Genomic DNA, 14416 nt, shown 5'->3' with positions numbered 1-14416 from the left:
ACAGTGGCGCACAGGTTTCATGATTCGCGGCATCGGTTTCAAGGAGGACGCCATGCGCTGCACCCTCGGGGTGGACATCGGCACATCCAGCAGCAAGGGCGTGCTCGTGGATGCCGGCGGAGCGATCCTCGCCACGGCGAGCAGGACACACGACGTGAGCCGCCCGCACAGCGGCTGGGTCGAGATGGACGGACGCGTCTGGTGGGAGGAGTTCGTCTCCCTCGCCGGTGAGCTGATCGCCGCCGTCCCCGGAGCCGAGATCGTCGGCGTCGGCGTGAGCGGCATGGGGCCGTGCGTCCTCCTCGCAGACGGGGAGGACGAGCCCGTACGACCCGCCATCCTCTACGGCGTGGACACCCGGGCCGGTGAGCAGATCGAGCGGATGACCGATGAGCTCGGCGCCGAGGAGATCGCCAGGGTGGGCGGCTCCCTCCTCACCTCGCAGGCGGGCGGCCCGAAGATCGCGTGGATCGCCGAGCGCGACCCTGAGGCCTGGGCGCGGGCGCGTCGCCTGTTCATGCCCGCCTCGTGGCTCGCCAGGCGACTCACCGGGGAGTACGTGCTCGACCACCAGTCGGCGAGCCAGGTGTCGCCCCTCTACGACATCGAGGCGGAGCGCTGGCACGACGAGTGGTGGGAGCGGTACGCGGGCCCGATCGAGGCCCCTGAGCTGCGCTGGGCGGGCGACATCGCCGGCGCGGTCACCGCCGACGCGGCATCCCTCACCGGCATCCCGGAGGGCGTCCCCGTCATCGTCGGCACCATCGACGCGTGGACCGAGGCCGTGAGCGTCGGAGCGCACGAGGTCGGCGACCTCATGCTCATGTACGGCACGACGATGTTCATGGTCTTCACGAACTCCGTGGCGACGGGGGAGCAGACCCTCCGCACCCCCTCGATGTGGACCACGGCCGGGGCCTTCCCCGGCACGCGCAACCTCGCGGGCGGACTCTCGACCTCCGGGGCGCTCACCGCCTGGCTGAAGGACCTCACCGGCGCCGACTATCCGGAGCTGCTCGCCGAGGCGGAGACCTCCGGCCCCGGCGCGCGCGGGCTGCTCATGCTGCCCTACTTCGCCGGGGAGCGGACGCCGATCCAGGACCCCGACGCCCGCGGTGTCATCGCGGGGCTCGCTCTGGAGCACACCCGCGGGGATCTGTACCGCGCGGCGCTCGAGGCCACGGCCCTCGGGGTGCGGCACAACGTCGAGACCATGCGCGCCGCCGGCGCCGACATCCGCCGCATCGTCGCGGTGGGCGGAGGCACGCAGGGGCGGCTGTGGCTGCAGATCGTGTCCGACGTCACCGGTCTCGTGCAGGAGGTGCCGGACAAGACCATCGGCGCCAGCTTCGGAGCCGCGTTCCTCGCCGCGGTCGCGACCGCCGAGGGAGAGCCGGCGGAGATCCGCGATTGGAACCCGATCGTCGAGAGCATCAACCCGGACCCTGAGACACGAGCGCTCTACGACGAGCTCTTCGACCGCTACCGGTGGCTGTACGAGTCGTCCAAGGACCTCGTGCACGAGCTCGCCGCAGACCAGAGAGAGGCATCCGCATGACCCGCAGGGCCCGCGGCATCCCGCACACCTCACAGGCCACGGCCTTCCCCCTCGGAGGCATCGGCACGGGCAACGTCTCGATCGGCGCCCGCGGAGAGCTGCGCGACTGGGAGTTCGAGAACCTTCCGGACAAGGGGCGCGACAACCCGTACTCCTTCTTCGCGATCCACGCGGCCCCCGAGGGTGGCCCTGCGGTGACCCGCGTGCTGGAGGCGCGGCTCACAGGACGCCACGACGCCGACGCCGGCTACGCCTTCGACCGGCTCTCGGGCCTTCCCCGCCTGGACGCGGCCACGCTGCACGGCGAGTACCCGGTGGTCGACGTCGACTTCGACGACGCGACGCTGCCGGTCGACGTCTCCCTGCACGCCTTCACCCCGCTCGTTCCCCTCGACGCCGACGCCTCCGGCATCCCCGCCGCGATCCTCCGCTACCGCGTGAGCAACCCCGGCTTCGCGCCCGTCGCCGTGACCGTGGTGGGCAGCGTCTCGCACACCGCCGGCCGAGGTGCGCCCGGCCCCGATGCGCCCTGGGGCATGCGCGCGACGCAGACCGTGCGCTGGCGCGAGGAGGGCGGAGTGCGCGGCCTCGACTTCGGCATCGACCTCCCCGCAGACGACCCCGGGTACGGCACGCTGAGCCTGACCACGACGGATGCCGCCACCACGGTGAAGCCGCAGTGGGTGACCAGCTACTGGCCAGACGGTGCACGGCTGTTCTGGAACGACCTCACCGATGACGGGCTGCTCGCCCCCGAACCGCGGCTGACCCTGGAGGACCGCCCGCGCGGGCTGTTCGCCGAGCTCGACGCCGACCCCGACGCTCCGCCGCTGACCGAGGAGGAGATGCTCGCCAAGCTGCCCCGCATCCGCACCGGCTCCCTCGGCATCGTGCACACCCTCGCCCCGGGGGAGAGCCGCGACTTCGAGTTCGCCCTGTCGTGGAGCTTCCCCCACCGGCGGCGCGGGTGGCACGGGCACATCGTGATGGCGGATCCGCCCGGCGACGAGATCGTCCGCAACCGCTATGCGACACTCTGGCCCGACGCGTGGGCCGCGGCCTCGCACCTGCACGAGAACCTCGGTGCACTGGAGTCCGCGACGGATGCCTTCGTCGACGCGCTCTACGGCGGCACCCTCGACCCGGTCCTCGTCGATGCGATCGGCGCGAACATCGCCGCGGCGCGATCGACGACCGGATTCGTGCTGGAGTCCCCGAACCCCGAGCTGGGGGAGGGGCCCGTCTTCGCGGCGTGGGAGGGATCCTTCGACCACGGCGGCTCGTGCGAGGGCACCTGCACGCACGTCTGGTCGTACGCCCAGACCCTCGCGTGGCTGTTCCCCTCACTCGAGCGCAGCGCCCGCCGGGTCGAGTACCTGCTCGAGACCGACGACGCCGGTGCGCAGAAGTTCCGCGGCAACCGCATCTTCGGCGGCCCCTCCTGGTTCATGGGTCCCGCCGTCGATGGGCAGCTCGGCACCCTGCTGCGCCTGCACCGGGAGTGGCGGTTCAGCGGTGACGAGGGGTTCCTCCGCGAGCTGTGGCCCGCGGCATCCCGCACCCTCGACTACGCGATCCGCGAGTGGGACAGAGACGGCGACGGCCTGCTCGACGGCGAGATGCACAACACCTACGACATCGAGTTCCACGGGGCGGAGCCGCTCGCGAACGGCGTGTACCTCGCCGCGCTGCGGGCGGGCGCGCGGATGGCCTCCCACCTCGGCGAGGCCGAGCGCGCCGCCGCATGGACCGCGCGCGCCGACCACGTCGCCGCCGCGATGGACGAGACGCTGTGGAACGGGGAGTACTACCGGCAGGTCATCGACGATGCCGACGCCCACCGCTACCAGTACGGCGACGGCGTGCTGTCCGACCAGCTGCTCGGGCAGTTCCACGCGTTCGTGAACGGACTCGGGCTCCTCCTCCCGGCGGAGCGCGTCGACTCCGCGCTCGCCGCGATCGCCCGCCACAACCTGCGCGACGACCTCTCCGCCCACGAGAGCACGCAGCGCGTGTACGCCCTGAACGACGAGGGCGGACTGCTCCTCGCGTCCTGGCCGCGCGGCGGGCGGCCGGCGATCCCGTTCGTCTACTCCGACGAGGTGTGGACGGGCGTGGAGCACCAGGTCGCGGCATCCCTCCTCTTCGCCGGCCGCTACGACGACGCCCTCCGCATCGAACGCGCGCTGCGCTCGCGCTACGACGGAGCCCACCGCAGCCCGTGGAACGAGATCGAGTGCGGCAACCACTACGCCCGCTCCCTCGCGTCCTGGGCGCTGCTGCTCGGCGCGAGCGGAGCCCAGTGGGACGCCCCGCTCGGCGTGCTCTCCTTCGCTCCGGCGACAGACGGTCCCTTCCGCAGCCTCTTCACGACCGGCGACGGCTGGGGCCGCGTCGAGATCGACGGAGACGCCCTCACCCTCCGCCTCGACGGCGGATCCCTCGACATCGACGATCTGCGGCTGCACGGCCGCAGCGTCGACCGCGGCATCCGACTCCGAGCCGGGGAGTCGCACACCACCCCCATCCAGACACCGGAGGCATCATGACCACCTACACCCTGCCGACGCCGGTCACCCGGCCGGCATCCGCCCCGAAGACCGCCTACCTCATCACCTCCGGCGATCTCCGCGAGTCGGCGAACGTCGCCGGCTGGCCCACCCAGGTCGAGCTCGAAGAGGGCGTCACAGGGGTGCTCGACGGCCTCGGCTGGACCGTCATCCGCCCCTTCGGCGTCGACCCGGCGACCGGGCACGGGTTCATCTCCAGCCAGCGCATGGGTCTGGAGGTCTTCAGGGACATCCCCGTCGACGCGCCGCTCGTGGTGGCCATCGCCAACTGGCAGTACTCCCACCACGTGCTCGCGGGCCTCCGCACGCACGAGGGGCCGATCCTCACCGTGGCGAACTTCGCGGGCGACTGGCCGGGGCTCGTCGGCCTGCTCGGTCTCAACGCGGGACTCACCAAGATGGGCAAGCCCTACGCCACCACGTGGTCGGTCGACTACACGGACGCCTGGTTCACCGACGCGATCAGGGAGTGGACCGAGACCGGCTCCATCACGCACGACGACTCGCACGTGCGCCCCCTGCCCGAGCTCCCTGACAGCCCGGAGAAGCGGCTCGGCGAGGCGCTCGCCGCCCAGCTGCGCGCGGAGAAGGCCATCATCGGCGTCTTCGACGAGGGCTGCATGGGCATGTACAACGCCATCTTCGACGACGAGCTGCTCAACGGCACGGGCATCTACAAGGAGCGCCTGTCGCAGTCCGCGCTCTACGCCGAGATGCTCGACGTCACGGAGCAGGAGGCGGATGCCGCCTACGACTGGCTCGTCGCGCACGGCATGACGTTCAAATACGGAGAGGATGCCGCGACCGAGCTCACCCGCGAGCAGGTGCAGTGGCAGATGAAGATGTACATCGCCGCGCTCCGCATCGCCGACGACTTCGGACTCGACGCCGTCGGCATCCAGTACCAGCAGGGGCTCAAGGACCTCGTGCCCGCGTCGGACCTCGCCGAGGGCATCCTGAACTCCACCGAGCGCCCTCCCGTGACCTCGCGCGACGGCTCGCGCGTGCTGCACGAGGGGCGGGCCTTCCCGCACTTCAACGAGGCTGACGAGGGCGTCGCGGTCGACGCGCTGGTCACCGATCGCGTGTGGCGCGCGATGGGACTGGTGCCGGACAACACCCTGCACGACGTGCGCTGGGGCGAGGACTACGACGGCGAGTTCGTGTGGGTGTACGAGATCTCGGGCTCGGTGCCGGCCTCGCACCTGGGCGGGTGGCAGAACGCCGAGGGCTGGCGCCAGGGTCACGTGTTCTTCCCGGCGGGAGGGGCGACGATCAACGGCGTCTCGAAGCCGGGCGAGATCGTGCTGTCGCGGGTGTTCATCGCCGACGGGGTGCTGCAGGCCGACATCTTCCGCGCATCCGTCGTGGAGCTGCCGGAGGAGGAGACCCGGCGCCGCAAGGAGGCCACCAACCCCGAGTGGCCGATCGCGCACGTCGTGCTGCACGGGCAGACGCGCGATCAGTTCATGGCGCGTCACAAGGCCAACCACGCGCAGCTCGTCTACGCCCCCGACGCCGAGACCGCCGATCGGGCGCTGGTCGCGAAGGCCGCGATGTTCGCGGGCATGGGCATCCGCGTCAACCTCGTGGGGGACGTGACGTCGCTCTGACGCAGCAGTGAGGGGCCAGTGAGTGCGGCATACGGGTCTCTCGACCCCGCACTCACTGGCCCCTCACGTGATCGTCAGCGACGGAAGAGCACCGTCACGGGGTCGGATGCCGTGCCCTTCACGCTCTGCGTCACGGCGACGGACTGCGGCCGCGTCAGCTTGCGGTCGAGGACCAGCGCCCAGGTGCCGTCGGCGGCGACAGACGCGGTCGCGGGTGATGCCGTGCGCCCCGGGCCGCTCGTGAGCGCCGTGACCTCGGCGCCGGCGACGCCGGTGCCGCGGATCGTGATGCGGTCGCGGTCGAGCGCGGCGGTCGGCGCGGCCGGCGGCTGCGGGGTGACTCCCGCGGCCTCGTCCTGCACGGCGGAGAGGTTCGTCATCCACGTGAAGTCGGTCTTCGTGATGCTGTTGTCGCCGAACACCTTGCCGTCACGATCGACGGCGTAGGCGAAGAAGCCGCCCTTCGCGCCCTCCTCCGGCTGCCAGATCGCGTACTGGTATGCGGTCGACGACGGCGCCGTGGCCGGGTCGTAGATGCCCTCGGCGTCGCCCCAGTGGGTGCGGTCCTGCTCCTCGTAGAAGGAGAAGCCGGGGAGGAAGCGGCACGGCGCGATGTCGTCGGCGAACGTCTCCCACGTCGCCTGCATGCCGCCCGTGCCGCGCCCGTACGCCTGCAGCAGCACGTAGGAGACGGTGTCGGAGACCGCCTCGAACAGTGCGGTGTCTCCGTCCTGGTTGGTGTCGTAGATGAAGATCCGGTCGGTGCCGGACTTCGGCCCGATGAGCTCGCCGAGGGCTCTGAACACGCCGATCGCGCGGGTGAGCTCGTCGCCCTGGGGGTAGGACTCGACGTCGATGTCGATGCCGTCGAGCCCGTACGGCGTGACGTAGGTGTCGACGAGCTCCTGCGCGTAGGCGGCGTAGGCGGCGTCGGTCAGGGGGATGTCGGCCTTGGCGAGCCGGTCGATCCACAGCGTGTAGACGACCTTCGTCCCGCGCGCGTGCAGCGTGGGCACGTAGGTGTCGCGGAGCGTCGGCCAGTAGTCGGTGCCAGCGGTGGCGCCGGCGTCGAACACCATCGCGACGTCGATCTCGGACGGCAGGTCGGTCATGCGCGTGACGTTCGGGTCGGGCAGGTTCGAGTTCGCGTTCTGCGGCACCGTGACGTCGCGCCAGGTGCGGTAGTACGCCATGGTCTGCGGAGTGCTCTCGCACTGCGCGGTGCTGGAGGCGGAGGATGCCGCCGGAGCTGCGGTCGTGTCGGCGACGGCGGGCTGCGCGGCGAAGGCCGCGAGTCCGGTCAGCAGTGCGCTCAGTGCGAGCGCCGTCGTTCGCTTCATTGCTCTCTCCTTCGAGGGGTGGGGTACTCAAGAGCGGCGAGTCGGCCGCCGCTACTTAAGCGCTTTAGTGGCACCGTAGCAGAGCGCAACTGTTGTGCCCAGTCCAATTTCACGATCGGCCTTGATCGCTACAGTTGTGGAATGTCCAAAGCCAAGCGCGTGACCATCACGGACATCGCCCGTCTGGCCGGGGTCTCTCCCGGCGCGGTGTCCTTCGCGCTGAACGGGCGCCCCGGAGTCAGCGAGCAGACGCGCCAGCGCATCCTCGACATCGCCGAGGAGCACCAGTGGCAGCCCAGCTCCGCCGCCAGGGCGCTGGTCGGAGCCCGCGCGGGGGTCATCGGCTTCGCGGTGAACCGTCCAGCCGACACGCTCGGCAACGAGGCCTTCTTCACCGACCTCATCGCCGGCGCCCAGTCGGCCCTCGCCGCCCACCGCATCGCCATGCAGATGGTGCTCGTCTCCTCGATCGAGGAGGAGGTGGCGACCTACCGCCGCTGGCGCAGCGCCAATCAGGTCGACGGCGTGATCGTGATCGATCCGCGCGACGACGACCCGCGCCTCGCCGTGCTCCCCGAGCTGGACATGCCCGCCGTCGTGATCGGCAGCCGTTCCTCCGAGGAGGGGCAGCCTGCGTCCATCTGGCTCGACGACAGCCAGGTGGCCCACTCGCTCTTCGACTACCTCTCGGCGCTGGGACACCGCTCGATCGTCTACGTCGCCGGCCCCGAGGAGTTCCAGCACACGCGGCTGCGCATCGACGTGCTGGCCGGTCTCGCCGCCCGCGGCGTGACGGGAGAGGTGATCACGACGGACTTCTCGCCGCTCGCGGCATCCGCCACCATGCGCCGTGTGCTGAGCCGCCGCGATCGACCCACCGCCGTCGTGTTCGACAACGACGTGATGGCCATCGCCGGACTCCGCATCGCGCAGGAGATGGGCGTCTCGGTGCCGGGCGACCTCTCGATCGCCTCCTTCGACGACTCGGTCGTCGCAGGGCTCATGCACCCCTCGATCACCTGCGTCACGCGCGACACCTTCGGCCTCGGAGCGGATGCCGCGGCCTTCCTCCTCGAGCAGATCGAGGTGCCGGACGTGCTGCCCGACCGGGTGGGCGCGCTGCCCGTGCTCACCGTGCGCGAGAGCACGAGCGCCCCGCGCTAGCGGCTTCCCCTTCGGGACGGAACGGGCCGGAACGGCGCGGCGGCGGATGCGGTGCGGTCAGACGACCGTGTTCTGCGAGGCGTACGCGGGGCCGCCGACTCCGGGGCGCACGAGCTCGGTGATCCCTCGCGTCGCGAGGACCTCGGGCTTCTCGGCATCCGCCGACGTCACGAACGCGGGGTCGACGCCCGACTCGCACGCATCGACCCAGGCCTGGAACACCGCGCCGCCGGGACCCAGGGCCGCGCGGCTGACGGGGGTCTCGTCCTCATCGACCTCGACGACGATGCCGAGGGTCCGTGCCGGAGCGTCCTGACGCTCGCGCAGCTCGGGGACGAGGTCGGCGAAGCGGCGGCCGATCGGCTTGGCCGATCCGTCCTGATCGATCAGCCCGAGCGTGTACTCCAGCTCGGGGAAGTCGGCGAGGCTGCGGCTGACGTCGTGGGAGCACCACCACGTCACGCCCCACAGGTTCTCGGTGCGGGCGGCCGAGCGCAGCGTCGCCTCGAGGAACCCGGGCGTCTGCTCCGGAGTGAGGCAGTTGGAGGGCGCGCCGACCTCCTGCAGCCAGATGGGCCGCGCGGGGTCGGTGGCGAAGCCGCGGGCCAGCTCGATCATGTACTCGGCGTGGCGGTCGGATGCCGTGGATCGGCCGCCGTAGCGCTGCGCCGTGCCGTTGAAGATCCAGGAGTGCACGGTCGTGATGTCGCCGAGCCGCGACGCGAGCCGCGGGGTGAAGCCGTGACCGTCCATGTACCAGGCGGCGTCGTACTCGCTGTGCACGTGCTGCTGCGCGGGGGCCGCTGCGCGGGCGGCGTCGAGGAGCGTGGTGATCCAGTGCGCGGCCTCGGCCTCGGTCACCGGCCACGGCGACGGGTGCGTCTCCGCGGAGAACTGGTTGGTCTCGTTGCCCAGCGTGAAGCCGAGGAAGTTGCCCGCCTCGCTGAGGTTCGCGCCCAGCCGGGTGACGAGCTCGGCCTGGCCGCTCAGCGCGTCGGGGTGCGTGAACATGTTCTTGTCGTGCCAGGTGAACAGCCACGAGGGGATGAAGTCGAAGCTCGACAGGTGCCCCTGGATGACGTCGACGCTCGCGTCGAGCCCGAACTCCCCGGCCATCTCCACCACGGCGCGCACGTCGTCGATGGCGTCGCTGCGGATCAGGGTGCGGTTGGGCTGGAGCTGCGTCCACAGCGGGAAGATCCGCACGTGGTCGAGCCCGAGTCCGGCCAGCGCCTCGAAGTCGCGGCGGACCTCGTCGAGGTCGAGCGACATCCAGGAGTGCATCCACTGCGAACGCGGGGTGTAGTTGGCGCCGAAGCGCAGCGGGGCGACGAGACTGGGCATCGCTGTCCTTTCGAGAATCGACGCTGACACGAAGCATCCCGTGGCTGGACCGTCATGGCGACGGTGTGGCATGCTAAGGTCACTATACCGTTTTAGTACGGGTTGTGACAGCGACTCGAGCGAGACGCGCCAGCCTGGCCACTTCGAAGGAGAAGTCCATGAAGCACCGTTCCACAGCAGTCGCGGGCCTCGCGGTCGCGGCATCCCTCGTCCTCGCCGGATGCACCGGCGGCGGCGGCGCCTCCGCCCCGTCGGGTGGCGACGGCGAGATCGGCGGGGAGATCACCTTCCAGACCTGGTCTCTCAAGAACGACAAGTTCACGCCGTACTTCGAGGACGTCGTCGCGGCGTTCGAGAAGGAGCACCCCGGCACGAAGGTGAAATGGATCGACCAGCCCGGCGACGGGTACGAGGACAAGATCCTGCAGCAGGCCGAGTCCGGCGAGCTGCCCGACGTGATCAACCTGCCGCCGGAGTACGCGTACTCGCTGGCATCCGCCGATCAGCTGCTCGACCTCGGCAGCGCATCGAAGGTCATCGACGACTACGTCGCCGGCGGCGTCGCGGCCTACCAGTACGACGGCGTCGAGGGCTCGTTCGCCTTCCCGTGGTACCTCGGGACCGAGCTGAACTACTGGAACAAGGCGCTGCTCGCCAAGGGCGGCGTGACCGAGGCGCCGAAGGACTTCGACGAGACCCTGGATGCCGCCGAGAAGCTCGCCGCTGCCGGCGTGCCGATGTTCTCCTCCGTGCCCAGCCCGAAGACGCTGCAGATCGTCGGCGCCTCGCCCGATATCTTCAAGGACGGCGAGTTCGTCTTCAACACCCCCGAGGCCGCGAAGATCGTCGACCGCTACGCCGAGCTCTACAAGGCGGGCGCCATCACGGCCGAGGCTCTGCAGGGCGCGGGAACGGCGAACTCGAACATCAACATCTTCAACACCGGCGGCGTCGCCTGGACCACGGCCGGCCCGAACTACATCGACAAGGACGTCGCGGTCAACGCGCCGAACCTGCTCCCCGACGTCGACGTGACCAACGGCTTCGGCAACCCGCCGCTGTTCGTGCAGGGCATCAGCGTCTCGAAGAACTCGAAGAACTCCGCCACGGCTCTGGCGTTCGCCGAGTTCGTCACGAACACGGAGAACCAGATCGCGTTCGTGAAGCTCGCCGCGGGCTTCTTCCCCGGGACGATCGCGGCGAACGCCGACCCGTCCGTGTTCGCCGAGGCCCCGGTGAACGAGCTGCAGGGCACGGCGACGACGCTCGCCGCCGCGCAGATGGCCGATGCGAAGCAGACCGGCGCCCCGCAGTACACCGAGGCGATGGAGACCTACGCCAAGCAGCAGATCGCCCTCGCCATCACCGGCGAGATCTCCGGCCAGGAGGCGCTCGACAAGGCTGTGGAGTACGCCCAGCAGAACCTCGTCGGCTGAACGACGCGGCGGAGAGGACGAGACCGTGAAGAGACAGAGATGGTTCACGCCGTATCTGCTGGTGCTGCCGGCGGTGATCTGGGTGTTCGTGTTCGCGCTGTGGCCGTTCCTGAACACCGTGATGCTGGCCTTCACGGATGCTCGTCCGCTCCGCCCCGCCGAGTTCGTCGGGCTCGCGAACTTCGCGAAGCTCTTCGAGGACGAGCGGTTCGGCTACGCGCTGTCGACATCGCTCGTCTACGTCGTCGTGTGCGTGCCGCTGCTGACGTTCCTGCCGCTGCTGCTCGCGATGCTCGTGCACAACAAGATCCCCGGCATCGGGTTCTTCCGCACGACGTTCTACTTCCCGGTGATCGCCTCGGCCGTGGTCGTGGCGATCGTCTGGGAGTTCCTGTTCTCCGGCAGCGGCACCGTGAACTCGGCGCTGAAGTTCTTCGGGCTCGCCGACCGGCCGATCGAGTTCCTCTCCGACCGCTGGCTGCTGATCGGCTGCGCGATCGGCCTCACGGTGTGGAAGGGTCTCGGCTACTACATGGTCGTGTACCTCGCGGCCCTCGGGAACGTCGGCCGTGAGCTGCACGAGGCGGCGGCGATGGACGGCGCCGGTCGCTGGCGCCGGTTCTGGTCGGTGACCGTCCCGGGGGTGCGCGGCCCGATGATGCTCGTCTCGGTGCTCGTCTGCGTGGGGGCGATGCGCGTGTTCACCGAGCTCTACGTCCTCTCCAACGGCTCGGGCGGCCCCGGCGGGCGCGCGATGAGCATGGTGATGCTCATCCAGTCGATGGGCAAGGGCCTCAACGGCCAGGTCGGCTACGCATCCGCCATCTCCCTCGTGCTGTTCCTGCTCACGCTCGTGCCGCTCGCGGTCGTCGGCATCCTCAACAACAGCGACACGATCAAGGAGGCGCTGGCGACCAGGCGCACGGCCAAGGCCGCGAAGGTCGCCCGCCGCGCGCAGGAGGTGGCCCGATGAGCGTTGATCAGAAGCTGCGCCGTGAGCGCCCGTACCGCACGAGCGGATCGGTCGACATCATGAAGCCGTCGCTCGGCGGCCTGATCGGCAAGTACGCACTGCTGCTCGTCGTGCTCGCCGTCATGGTGTTCCCGTTCCTGTGGCAGATGTCGACGTCCTTCAAGGGCGCCACCGAGAACATCTACGACTTCCCGCCCTCGCTGATCCCGCAGGCGCCGACGCTCGACAACTACGCCGAGGTGTTCCGCACCATCCCCGTGCTCGACTACGCCTGGCATTCGCTGCTGGTCGGCGTGGGCACGGTCATCACCAACGTCATCTTCGCCACCATCGGCGGCTACGCGCTGGGGACGATGCGCTTCCGCGGCAAGTGGATCGTGCTGGCGATCATCTTCTCGACGCTCCTGCTGCCCGGGGAGGTCACGCTGACCAGTCAGTACCTGACGGTGAAGTCGCTGGGGCTCGCGAACACGCTGTGGGGGGTCTTCCTCCCCGGAGCGATCGCCGCGATCAACGTGCTGCTGATGATGGCGGCGTGCCGCATGATCCCTCCGGACACCCTGGACGCCGCGACCATCGACGGCGCCAACACGATGCAGCGGCTGCGTCACATCGTGTGGCCGAACGTGCGGGGCATGGTCTCGGTCGTGGCGCTGTTCGCGTTCATCGGCGCGTGGGACGACTTCCTCTGGCCGCTCGTCGTGCTCTCCGACCCGGCGAACTACACCCTCACCGTCGGCATGCAGTACCTCAGCTCGAACTTCTCGGCGAACCCGCGCGTCATCGCGGCGGGCACGATGATCGCGCTCGTGCCGATCATCCTGCTCTTCGCGGCGCTGCAGCGGCAGTTCTTCAAGGGCGTCGAGGAGGGCAGCGTCAAGGGATGACAGCGGATGCCGAGAACACACCGCGCTGGCTGGCGCTCCCGCAGCCTCGGACGGCGACGCTGACCGGAGGGCTCTGGCGCCCGGCATCGGTGCGCGTCGTCGCCGACGACCCCGCGTTCGCGCGGGAGGCCGTGCGACTGGAGGCGGAGCTCGCCGCGCGGGGGATGCCGAGCGGCGACCGCTCGATCATTCGCCTGGTGGCCACCGCTCCGAGCGCGGCCTCGACGGAGGCGTTCGAGATCGACATCGCCGACGACGTCGAGGTGCGCGCGTCGAGCCCGGTCGGGATCTTCCGTGCGACCAGGCAGCTGCTGCACAACCTCCGAGCGCAGGGCGCCGTGCCGCACGGGGCGGTGCGCTCCGCGCCGTCGGTGGCGGAGCGCGGCCTCCACCTCGACGCCGCCCGCAAGCACTTCCCGACCGAGAGCATCCTCGCCCTCCTCTCCGCGCTCGCCGACGTCGGCCTCACCTCCCTCCAGTGGCACGTGTCGGAGCACGAGGGCTTCCGCATCGGATCGGAGGCGTTCCCGGAGGTCGTCTCGGCGGAGCACGTCTCGCGCACGGACGCGGCGGTCATCGCGGAGGCGGCGGCGGATCTGCACATCGACCTCATCCCGTCACTCGACATGCCGGGGCACCTCGGGCGCGTCCTCGCCGCGCACCCGGAGCTGCGACTCCCCGCGGCGGACGGGAGCCCGATCGAGGGAGCCCTGGACATCACCCGCGACGAGGCCGTGGCGTTCGCATGTCGGCTGATCGATGACGTCGCCCCGCTGTTCCCGCACAGCACGCGGTGGAACCTCGGCGGAGACGAGTTCGTCGACTTCACCCGCATCGACGACCATCCGGCCCTCGCGAGGGCTGCGCGTGAGCGCTTCGACGACCGCGCGACGGGCTTCGACCTGCTGACCGACTTCGTCAACCGCATCGCCGCGCACCTGCGCGATCACGGCTTCGCCGCGCGGGCGTGGAACGACGGGATGCTGCGCGGCGAGGTCGTCCCGCTCGACCCCGACGTGACGCTCACGTGGTGGACCAACTGGCACGTCGACATGCGCCCGCTCTCCGCGGCGCTCGCGGCGGGCGCCCGGCTGGTCAACTTCCACGACGGCCTCTTCTACTACGTGCTGGGGGAGAAGGCCGGCTACCGCTACCCGACGAGCGCGCGGATCTGGGAGGCCGAATGGCACCCCGGGCTGTTCCCCTCGCTGCCGGACGGGACGCGTCAGGAGATCGCGGCGCCCTACCCGGCGCTCCTGCTCGGCTCGTTCTTCTCGGTGTGGTCCGACGACTCCGACGCGCAGAGCGTGGAGCAGGTGCTCGACGGCATCCGCTCACCGCTGCGGGCGATGGCGGAGCGCGCGTGGACCGGCGGCTCGCGCCTCCGGCTCGCCGAGTTCGACGAGATCGACGCGCGGATCGGTGTCGCGGCTCCGCCCGCGTCAGCGGCCCGGTAGCGTCGAGGCGTCGAATCGATTCCGTGCGCTCCATCGAATTAATAAAGTAATCTGAGTAATCCCCCGACCCGTCA

At 70.2% G+C, this 14416-nt stretch carries 10 protein-coding genes; 8 read left to right on the top strand and 2 right to left on the bottom strand.

The window, feature by feature from the left end; translation table 11 throughout:
- Window positions 1-19: 19 nt before the first annotated feature.
- From ACFY5A_RS03950 to ACFY5A_RS03940, 3 genes are read left to right on the top strand one after another with little or no spacing between them, the layout of a single operon-like run.
- Entirely contained in the window at window positions 20-1558 is a 1539-nt protein-coding gene (locus ACFY5A_RS03950) for an FGGY-family carbohydrate kinase (protein ID WP_387231939.1), read from the top strand.
- Window positions 1555-4107 (top strand): GH116 family glycosyl-hydrolase, encoded by a 2553-nt coding sequence (locus tag ACFY5A_RS03945; protein ID WP_387231938.1) that lies wholly within the window; start codon window positions 1555-1557, stop codon window positions 4105-4107. The genes ACFY5A_RS03950 and ACFY5A_RS03945 overlap by 4 nt, the downstream gene beginning before the upstream one ends.
- The gene (locus ACFY5A_RS03940; RefSeq protein ID WP_387231937.1) at window positions 4104-5741 is read left to right on the top strand and encodes a fucose isomerase; all 1638 of its coding nucleotides are present in this window, start codon (window positions 4104-4106) and stop codon (window positions 5739-5741) included. The genes ACFY5A_RS03945 and ACFY5A_RS03940 overlap by 4 nt, the downstream gene beginning before the upstream one ends.
- Before the next feature lie 74 nt (window positions 5742-5815).
- Here ACFY5A_RS03940 and ACFY5A_RS03935 read toward each other — a convergent pair whose 3' ends face one another.
- Window positions 5816-7081, bottom strand: coding sequence for an endo-beta-N-acetylglucosaminidase family protein (locus ACFY5A_RS03935; RefSeq protein ID WP_387231935.1), 1266 nt, complete (start codon window positions 7079-7081; stop codon window positions 5816-5818).
- 141 nt (window positions 7082-7222) lie between these two features.
- On the opposite strand from ACFY5A_RS03935, the gene ACFY5A_RS03930 reads away from it, so the two are divergent.
- Window positions 7223-8245 carry a LacI family DNA-binding transcriptional regulator gene (locus tag ACFY5A_RS03930; RefSeq protein ID WP_105676382.1) on the top strand — a complete coding sequence of 341 codons (1023 nt, stop codon included), beginning with the start codon at window positions 7223-7225 and terminating at the stop codon, window positions 8243-8245.
- Between the two features lie 57 nt (window positions 8246-8302).
- On the opposite strand, the gene ACFY5A_RS03925 is transcribed toward ACFY5A_RS03930, so the two are convergent.
- A complete protein-coding gene (locus tag ACFY5A_RS03925) occupies window positions 8303-9589 on the bottom strand; it encodes a glycosyl hydrolase (RefSeq protein ID WP_387231933.1) in 1287 nt (428 codons plus the stop codon).
- Between the two features lie 158 nt (window positions 9590-9747).
- On the opposite strand from ACFY5A_RS03925, the gene ACFY5A_RS03920 reads away from it, so the two are divergent.
- From ACFY5A_RS03920 to ACFY5A_RS03905, 4 genes are read left to right on the top strand one after another with little or no spacing between them, the layout of a single operon-like run.
- Window positions 9748-11025, top strand: coding sequence for an extracellular solute-binding protein (locus ACFY5A_RS03920; protein WP_387231931.1), 1278 nt, complete (start codon window positions 9748-9750; stop codon window positions 11023-11025).
- Window positions 11026-11050: 25 nt separating this feature from the next.
- Window positions 11051-11998 carry a sugar ABC transporter permease gene (locus ACFY5A_RS03915; protein ID WP_341941017.1) on the top strand — a complete coding sequence of 316 codons (948 nt, stop codon included), beginning with the start codon at window positions 11051-11053 and terminating at the stop codon, window positions 11996-11998.
- Complete coding sequence (locus tag ACFY5A_RS03910; RefSeq protein WP_341941018.1) at window positions 11995-12885, top strand: carbohydrate ABC transporter permease; 891 nt, start codon at window positions 11995-11997, stop codon at window positions 12883-12885. The genes ACFY5A_RS03915 and ACFY5A_RS03910 overlap by 4 nt, the downstream gene beginning before the upstream one ends.
- Window positions 12882-14342, top strand: coding sequence for a family 20 glycosylhydrolase (locus tag ACFY5A_RS03905; protein WP_341941019.1), 1461 nt, complete (start codon window positions 12882-12884; stop codon window positions 14340-14342). The genes ACFY5A_RS03910 and ACFY5A_RS03905 overlap by 4 nt, the downstream gene beginning before the upstream one ends.
- Window positions 14343-14416 lie beyond the last annotated feature (74 nt).

The organism is Microbacterium sp. NPDC012755 (assembly GCF_042901325.1).
In the GTDB taxonomy this organism is placed as follows: domain Bacteria; phylum Actinomycetota; class Actinomycetes; order Actinomycetales; family Microbacteriaceae; genus Microbacterium; species Microbacterium natoriense.
The sequence above is the reverse complement of the archived record's forward strand: the minus strand, read 5'-3'. Positions and strand labels throughout refer to the sequence as shown.